5 protein-coding genes are annotated in these 8,097 nt (G+C 70.5%); 3 read left to right on the forward strand and 2 right to left on the reverse strand.

What is annotated here, in order from left to right; genetic code table 11:
- Window positions 1-772 precede the first annotated feature (772 nt).
- Entirely contained in the window at window positions 773-2,749 is a 1,977-nt protein-coding gene (locus AB0E96_RS33075; RefSeq protein ID WP_359829486.1) for an NAD(P)/FAD-dependent oxidoreductase, read from the reverse strand.
- A 41-nt stretch (window positions 2,750-2,790) separates the two neighbouring features.
- Window positions 2,791-3,684 (reverse strand): class I SAM-dependent methyltransferase, encoded by an 894-nt coding sequence (locus AB0E96_RS33080; protein ID WP_359829487.1) that lies wholly within the window; start codon window positions 3,682-3,684, stop codon window positions 2,791-2,793.
- A 2,252-nt stretch (window positions 3,685-5,936) separates the two neighbouring features.
- Between AB0E96_RS33080 and AB0E96_RS33085 the strand changes: the two genes are divergently transcribed.
- Genes AB0E96_RS33085 through AB0E96_RS33095 form a run of 3 tightly spaced genes read left to right on the forward strand, consistent with a single transcriptional unit; the run spans window position 5,937 to window position 7,985 of the window.
- The gene (locus AB0E96_RS33085) at window positions 5,937-6,197 is read left to right on the forward strand and encodes a hypothetical protein (protein WP_359829488.1); all 261 of its coding nucleotides are present in this window, start codon (window positions 5,937-5,939) and stop codon (window positions 6,195-6,197) included.
- A gap of 49 nt (window positions 6,198-6,246) precedes the next feature.
- Entirely contained in the window at window positions 6,247-7,233 is a 987-nt protein-coding gene (locus tag AB0E96_RS33090; RefSeq protein WP_359829489.1) for a ketoacyl-ACP synthase III, read from the forward strand.
- Window positions 7,230-7,985 (forward strand): SDR family NAD(P)-dependent oxidoreductase, encoded by a 756-nt coding sequence (locus AB0E96_RS33095; protein WP_359829490.1) that lies wholly within the window; start codon window positions 7,230-7,232, stop codon window positions 7,983-7,985. Before AB0E96_RS33090 ends, AB0E96_RS33095 begins: the two co-directional genes overlap by 4 nt.
- The last annotated feature ends 112 nt before the right edge of the window (window positions 7,986-8,097 follow it).

An 8,097-nucleotide genomic window follows, 5' to 3' on the forward strand; every position in this document is an offset into this window, starting at 1 on the left:
GGGGCGGTGGTGTCCCGGCGCCGTGCCCTCGTGCTGTCGTGCTGTCGTGCGGTGGTCCGGTGGTCCGGTCGGCTTGCCGGTGCGGGCGTTTTGCGCGCCCGGGGCCGTGGGGCGGTGGTCCTGGCGGTGTTGTGTCCTGCGGTCCGGCCGTTCGGTGGTTCTGCTGTCGAGGTCCTGCCGTCCTGTGGTCCGCCGCCCCGCCCGTCCGTCCGTCCCGTCTGTCCGTCCGTCCCGCCGCCCCGTCCGTCCCGTCTGCCCGTCCGTCCCGCCGCCCCGTCTGTCCGTCTGTCCCGCCCGTCCGTCCCGCCCGTGTGTCCGTCCCGCCTGTCCGCCTGTCCGTCCGTCCGTGTGTCTCGCCGGTTGTGTTGTTCGGTTGTTCGGCGGTCCTGGGGTGGGTGGATGGTGGGTGAAGTCGGGTTGCCGGCTTCGTGGTTGGGGGTGGCGGGTGGTGGGTGGTGGTGTCGTTTTCCGGTTTGTGGTGCGGCGTGGTGCTGTGCGGTGCCCGGAGCCTGGTGCCCGGCCGGCCTGATCCGACCTGGCCCGGTTTGGTCTGGTGAGGTCGGGCCTGTTCGCTGGTCCGGTGGTCCTGTGGTCCGGTGGTGTTGAGGTCGGGCGGTTGGGTGGGCCGGCGGTTCTGGGGTTTTGTGGTGGTGCTGTCCTGTGGTTGTGCCGGTGTTGTCTGCCAGGCCGTCCTGCGGTCCTGCGGTCCTGCGGTCCTGCGGTCCTGCGGTCCTGCCGCCTTGGTGCGGGGGTGCGGGGTGTGGGTGGGTGTTTAGGGGGTGGGGGTGTGGTTGGTGTGGGTGGTGGTTTGGTAGTTGGTGAGGTCGAAGGTGCGGGTTTGGTGTTCGAAGGTGCGGGTGTAGGTGGGCCAGATGTTGGGGTTGTTGCCGTTGGTGTCGGTGTACCAGCTGTTGCAGCCGCCGGTGTTCCAGACGGTGTTTTTGAGGCGGTTTTGGAGGGTGTGGTTGTAGGTGGTTTGGGCGTGGGGGTGGACGTTGAGGGTGGTGAGGTGGTGGGTGTGGAGGGTTTTGAGGGCGGCGAGGATGTAGGTGATCTGGGCTTCGATCATGACGGTTTGGGAGGAGTGGCCGAGGGTGGTGTTGGGGCCGAGGAGCATGAAGAGGTTGGGGAAGCCGTGGATGGTGGTGCCGCGGTGGGCGGTCATGCCGTGGTGGTTCCAGGTGTGGGCGAGGGTGTGGCCGTGTTGGCCGGTGATGCGGTGGGCGATGGGGCGGTCGGTGGCGGTGAAGCCGGTGGCGAGGATGATGGTGTCGGTGGGGTGTTGGGTGCCGTCGGTGGTGGTGATGTGGGTGGGGCCGATGTGGGTGATGGTGTCGGAGATGATGTCGACGTTGGGTTGTTGGATGGCGGGGTACCAGGTGTTGGAGAAGAGGAGGCGTTTGCAGCCGACGGTGTAGTCGGGGGTGAGGCGTGCGCGCAGTGCGGGGTCGGGGACGGATTTTTTGAGGTGGCCGGCGGCCATGTTCTTCATGCCGGTGGTGCGGTTGGGGCGGGACATGAAGAACGCGACGATTTCGCGGCCGTTTTTGTTGAAGGCGCGGCGGAAGCGTTGGTAGCCGGGGAGGTGGCGCAGCATCCAGGTGTGGCGGGGGGTGTTGGGTTTGTCGGGTTTGGCGGCGACCCAGGGGGGTGTGCGCTGGTAGAGGTCGAGGTGGGCGACCTGGGGTTGGATGGCGGGGACGAATTGGATGGCGGAGGCGCCGGTGCCGATGACGGCGACGTTGCGGCCGGTGAGGTCGTGGTCGTGGTTCCAGTGGGAGGAGTGGAAGACGGTGCCGGTGAAGGTGTCGAGGCCGGGCAGGTCGGGGATGGCGGGGTCGGAGAGGTAGCCGGTGCCGGTGATGAGGACCTGGGCGGTGTAGCGGCCGTGTGTGGTGCGGATGTCCCAGTGGTGGTGGGTGTCGTTCCAGGTGGCGGTGTGGAGTTCGTGGTTGTAGCGCAGGTGGGGGTCGACGCCGTAGCGGGTGGCGCAGGTTTTGAGGTAGGCGTGGACTTCGGCCTGGGTGGCGAAGGTGGATTTCCAGTCGGGGTTGCGGGCGAAGGAGTAGGAGTAGAGGTGGGCCTGGACGTCGCAGGCGCAGCCGGGGTAGGTGTTGTCGCGCCAGGTGCCGCCGAGGTCGTTGGCGCGTTCGAAGACGAGGAAGTCGTCGATGCCGGCTTTGAGGAGGGCGATGGCGGTGCCGAGGCCGGAGATGCCGGCGCCGATGACGGCGACTTTGAGGTGGCGTACGGCGAGGTCGCCGGCGCTCGCGCCGGCGGTGGCGGTGCCCGTGCCCGCGGCGGTGCCCGTACCCGCGGTGTCCGTACCCGTGGTGCCGGTGGCGCCCGTGGTGGTGCTGCCTGTGGTGTCCTTGGTGCCCGCGGCGCTCGCGCCGGCGGTGGCGGTTCCGGTGGCGGTCGTGGTGGTGCCCGCGCTGCTTGAACTTCCGCCGGTGGCCGTGGTGTTGCCGGTGCCGGTGGTGGTGGCCGCGCTGCCCGGGGTGGTGGTGCTGCCCGTGGTGCCCGCGGTGGTGATGCCCGTGGTGGCTGCGGTGGTGCGCGTGCCGGTGCCCGGGGTGGTGGTGCCGGTGGTGGCCGTGGTGTTCGTGTTGCCTGCGGCGGTGCCGGTGCCGGTGCCGGTGGCTGCGGTGGTGGTGGGGTTGGTGGTGGGGGCCACCCCCGCCGCCGGGTTGGTGGTGGGGGTGGCGGGGGTGTGGGTGGTGGGGTTGGGGGCGGGGGTGGTGGTCATGGCGTCGGTGTCCTCTTCTGGGTGCTGGGTGGGCCTGGGGGTCAGGCGCGGCGGGTGAGGGTGACGCGGAAGTTGTTGAAGATGTGGTCTTCGAGGGTGTAGGCGAAGATGTCGAGGTAGCGTTCGAAGCGGGCGACGGTGGTTTCGTCGGTCATGGTGACGGCTTCGTCGCGGCGGGCGGCGAGGAGTTGGAGCCAGGCGCGGCAGGCGCGGGCGAAGGATTCGGGTTCGTTGCGGATTTCGGTGACCTCGAAGAGGCCGTCGAGGCCGGCGGCGAGTTCGGGCAGGCGGGGGATGTGGCAGCCTTCGAATTCTTCGCGCTGGAGGAACTTGAGGTCGTCCAGGAGCTGGCGGCGCAGTGGGGGGTTCTCGACGGTCATGGTGTGCAGGACGAAGCGGGCGCCGGGCTTGAGCAGGGAGTGGACCTGCTTGAAGAAGACGCGGTAGCGCTGGGTGCGCTCCTTGGGGGTGAGGGAGGAGAGCACGAAGTGTTCGAGGGCGTTGATGCAGAACGCGGCGTCGTAGGGGGCCTGGCCGTCGGCGAGGCGGTGGTCTTCCCAGCTTTCGACGCGGGCTTGGATGGCGGGGTTGTTCAGGGCGTCGACGAAGTCGGCCTGGGTGCGGGAGAGGGTGACGCCGACGGCCTTCTTGACGCCGTGGACGGTGGTGAGGCGGTTGAGCATGGTGCCCCAGCCGCAGCCGATGTCCAGGACGGTGTCGGTGTGGGCGGCGCGGGCGAGGTCGGTGAAGGCGTCGAGCTTGCGTTCCTGGGCTTCGTCGAGGACGGCGACGAGGTCCTCGCCGTCCTCCCAGTAGCCGCCGGAGTACATCATGGTGGGGCCCAGGATGAGCCGGTAGAGCTCGTTGGGGACCTCGTAGTGGTGGCGGATGGCCTCGACGTCGGGGTTGATGGAGCGGGCTTCGACGGTGGTCATGGGATGGGGCCCCTCGGTTGATGGTGTGGATGGTTGGGACGGGACGCGGAACAGGGCGGCCACCGGCACCGCCGGACACCCCGACACCGCCGGACACCCCGGCACCCCGGCATCCTTCGGCACCGTCAGGTGCCGTCGGCGCCCAGGTGCCACCGGTGCCGTCGGGTGCCGTCGGTCCCTGCGGTGTCCGCGGCGGCGGCTGGGCGGCCGGTGCCGGCGGGACCGGGTCCGGTGGGACCGGGTGTCCGGCGTGGTGGTGACCGGTGGGTGCGTTCGGAGCGCGGTGGCGCGCGGTGCGGCCGGCCCGGTGGTCGGGCGGCCGTGGAGCGGGCGGGTACGGTTGCCCGGTTGCCCGGTTGCCCGGTTGCCCGGTTGCCCGGTTGCCCGGTACGGCTGGTCGGGCTGTGTCGTGGTGGGACCGGCCCGGTGGGGCGGTTGTCCTGGTGTCGTGCGGTGTCGGGCGGCCGGCTGCCGTCCGGGGTGTGTCGTGGTGGTGCTGAACGTGTCCGTGTTCCCGGGTGGTTGAAGATGCCGGGGTGACGGTTCGTCGTTCGGTGTTCCCGGCGTCCGTGTCGTGCGGGCGGCCGGTGGCCGCCCGGTGGTGCGGTCGAACCCGGCTGCGGGGCACCGGGGTTGGTGCCGTCCCGGGTGGACGGTCTCCTGCCCGGTGTTGCCTTGTGCCTGTTCCTGTGCCGCGGCGTGTTGTGCCGGGTCGGGCGGTGGTGCCGTTCGGGGTGGCGCTGTGCTGGGTTGTGGGCGGCCGGCTGCCGTCCGGAGGTGTGCGGTGGTGCGGTCGAACTGGGCGGCGGGCCGCCGGGGTTGGTGCCGTCCGGGGTGGACGGTCCTGCCCGGTGCTGCCCTGTGCCTGTTCCTGTGCCGCGGCGTGTTGTGCCGGGTCGGGCGGTGGTGCCGTTCGGGGTGGCGCTGTGCTGGGTTGTGGGCGGCTGGGTGCCGTCCGGAGGTGTGCGGTGGTGCGGTCGAACTGGGCGGCGGGCCGCCGGGGTTGGTGCCGTCCGGGGTGGACGGTCCTGCCCGGTGCTGCCCTGTGCCTGGTGCCTGTGCCGGGTCGGGTGGTGGTGCTGCCCGGTGTGGTGCTGTCCGGCTGTGGTGCGGGGTGGTGCGGGGTGGTGCTGGGTTGTGGGCGGCCGGCTGCCGTCCGGGTGTTCGTTGCTGATCTGGGTTGCGGGCCGCCGGGGTTGGTGTCCGTCCGGGTGGGCGGTCCTGCCTGGTGGCTGCCGTGGTGCTTGGCGGGGTGGGTGGTGTTGTCCGGCGGGGTGGCCGTGTCCGTCCGGTGAGGGCGGCTGGTGGGGCCGTGGGCCGGTTGGGTGTCGGGGTGGTTCGTGGCCGGGTTCCGTTGGGTGGTGGTCGGTTCGTGTGGTGGCGGGTGGTGTGCGTGCGGGTGCGGTGTGTTGTGGGTCAGGTAAGCGTGTGTCTCGCAAGCGGTGCGCAAGGGGGGTGGGGGCGGGTGGGTTGCGGGCTGGTTGCGTGGGGGCGGGTTTCATGCGGTTCCGGCAAGACACGATGCTCGGTCCCGCGGTTCGTCGTCGGGGGTTCGGGTTCCCGGGTGGTGTTGTCCGCTGTTCCCGGGGGTCCGTTCCCGAGGTGTTCCGTGGAGCCCGTCTCACCCGTCCGGCCCGTCCGGTAGTCCGGCTCGTCCGGTAGTCCGGCCTGTTCGGTCTGTTCGGTGGTCCGTCTCGTTCGCGTCCGGTTTGTCCGGTTCGTGTGGCGGGGTTGGCTGTCCGGCGGTTCGGCTCGTTCTGTCTGTTGTGTTCGTCTGTTCGTTCGTGTGCCTGTGGTTCGTCTTCGGGGTGTGTGGTGTGTTCCCGGGGCGTGGGGTGCGGGGCGGGTGGTGGCGGGCGGAGCGCGGGTCGATGGCGGTGTGGTGTGGGTGGGTGTTCGGTGTCTGGTCGTGTTCGTCCCGTAGTTCGTCCTGTAGGGGGTGTCACGGGGTGCTCGTCCGGTTCGTCTGTCCGTGGCCGGTCCGGGGTGTGGTCGGTGGTTTCGCCGGCTGTGGCCGCCGGTGCCGGGTGCCGGGTGCTGCTGGTACGGGGCGCCGTCGGTGCCGGTGGTTCCGGGTTGTGCCGGGTGCTGCCGGTGCCGGTGGCGCCGGGGTTGCCGGGGGTTGCCGGGGTCGCGGGTGGTCGGGATGCGGGTGGGGTGCCTGGTGGTGCTTTCTCGTCCTGTTGTATTCGTCGCGTTTGTTTGCGTTCGGCCCTGGTTGGGGTGCGGGCGCGGGAGAGGAACGATCACTGATGTCTCAGATCCCCACGGTCGAGGACCTGGCTCAGCAGCTGCAGGCGGTGTCCGGTGCGCAGGAGATCGACGCGGATGCCGCGTTGCAGCACATCGCGGATGTGGACTCGCTGGACCTGATGGAGTGGTTGTACGGGTTCCAGAACCAGTACCCGCACATTCCGGCGGACGAGTCGTTGTTCGCGGACATCGATGACTCGACGACGTTGCGGGTGGTCCACGAGCGGATCCTGGCGCTGGTGCCGGCCGAGGGCCGCTGAGGGCCGGCGGGTCGGGGAAGAGGACGGGAAGAAGGAGAGGGGTGGGGTGGTGAGCGGTTTCGATGTCGCCGGTTGGGGGATGTGGGTTCCGGAGCGGGTGGTGACCAGTGCCGAGCTCGCGCAGCGGTTCGGTGTGGATGAGCACTGGATCGTCTCGCGGTGCGGGATCCGTGAGCGCAGGGCGGTCGGTGAGGGGCAGACGACGGCGTCGATGGCCGTGGAGGCCGGGCGTGCGGCGTTGGAGCGTGCGGGGCTGACGGGTGCGGACATCGCGCATCTGATCGTGGCGACCGCGACTCCGGAGCAGCCCTCGCCGGCGACGTCGGCGTTCGTGCACGAGGAGTTGGGGATCGCGGGCAGCGCGCACGACGTGAACGCGGAGTGTGCGGGGTTCGTGTACGCGCTGGTGACGGCGGCGGGTCTGATGCGGATGGATCCGCGGCCGGTCCTGGTGGTCGGTTCGGACACGCACACGCTGACCGCGAACCCGCGGGACCGGGACCTGTCGATCCTGGTGGGTGACGGTGCGGGTGCGGTGGTGCTGGTGCCGGGTGCGGTGGACCGGATCCGGGCGTGGAACCTGGGTGCGGACGGCTCGTGCAAGGACAGTCTGAAGGTCCTGGCCGGGGGTTCGCGGATGCCGACGACCGCGCGGACGGTGGCGGAGGGGTTGCACTACGCGCAGATCAACGGCAACGAGATCTATCTGAACGCGGTGCGGTACACGGTGCGGACGATCCGCGAGACGCTGGAGCAGGCGAAGATCACGCCGGAGCAGGTCGATCACGTGGTGCCGCACCAGGCGAACATCCGGATCATCAATTCGGTGCTGTCGCACACGGGGATCCCCGTGGATCGGCTGGTGACGAATCTGGAGCGGTACGGGAACACGGCGTCGGGCTCGATTCCGATCGCGTTGGCGCAGGCGTTGGACAGCGGTCGGGTCAAGGACGGCGACACGGTGCTGCTGGCCGGGTTCGGGGCGGGGATGACGTGGGGTTCGGTCCTGTTGACGTGGGGAGGGGTGGCGCGGTGAGCGGCAAGGACGCCTTCGGGGCGCGGCCGGTGTCCCCGGTGGCGCTGGTGACCGGTGCTTCGGGGGGGCTGGGCAGTGAGCTGGCGCTGGCGCTGGACGCGGCGGGCTGCCGGGTCGCGGTGCACTACAACAGTTCCCGTGAGGGGGCGGAGAAGGTCGCGGCCCGGCTCGTCAACGACCATGTGCTGGTGAGTGGTTCGGTCGCGGACTGGGACGCGGTCGGCGCGATGTACGAGCAGGTGCGGGCGGCGCTGGGGCCGGTGGACGTGCTGGTCAACAACGGGGCGGTCCGCAAGGACGCGCTGATGGCGATGCAGGACCCGGCGCAGTGGCGGCAGGTGATCGACACGAACCTGGTGGGGTCCTTCCACACGGCGCGGGTGTGTGTGCCGGCGATGCTGCGGGCGCGCTGGGGGCGGGTGGTGAACATCGTCTCGCCGTCCGCGCTGATCGCCACGGCGGGGCAGACGGCCTATTCGGCGTCGAAGGCGGGGCTGATCGGGCTGACCCGTACGCTGGCGGCGGAGTGCGGCCGGCGGGGGGTGACCGTCAACGCGCTGTCGCCGGGGTTCATGATCACGGGGATGACGGACACGCTGCCCGAGCACGTGGTGGCGGGGATGCTGGAGAAGGTCCCGGTACCGCGGTTCGTCACCCCGCGCGAGGTCGCCCGCTCGATCACGCTGTTCCTGGACCAGGACTGCATGACGGGACAGGTCATCAGCATCGACTCCGGCGCCTCCATCACCTGAGCGCCACCCCGCCCCCCCCGGGGGGGGCGGGACCTCGGGCAGTTCGCCCTCGACGGTGACCGCCATGGTCCGGAACGGCGCCAGCGGCAGGGTCTGGGTGGCCAGCACGTGC

The sequence above is a fragment of the Kitasatospora sp. NPDC036755 genome, assembly GCF_040636595.1.
Lineage (GTDB): Bacteria > Actinomycetota > Actinomycetes > Streptomycetales > Streptomycetaceae > Kitasatospora.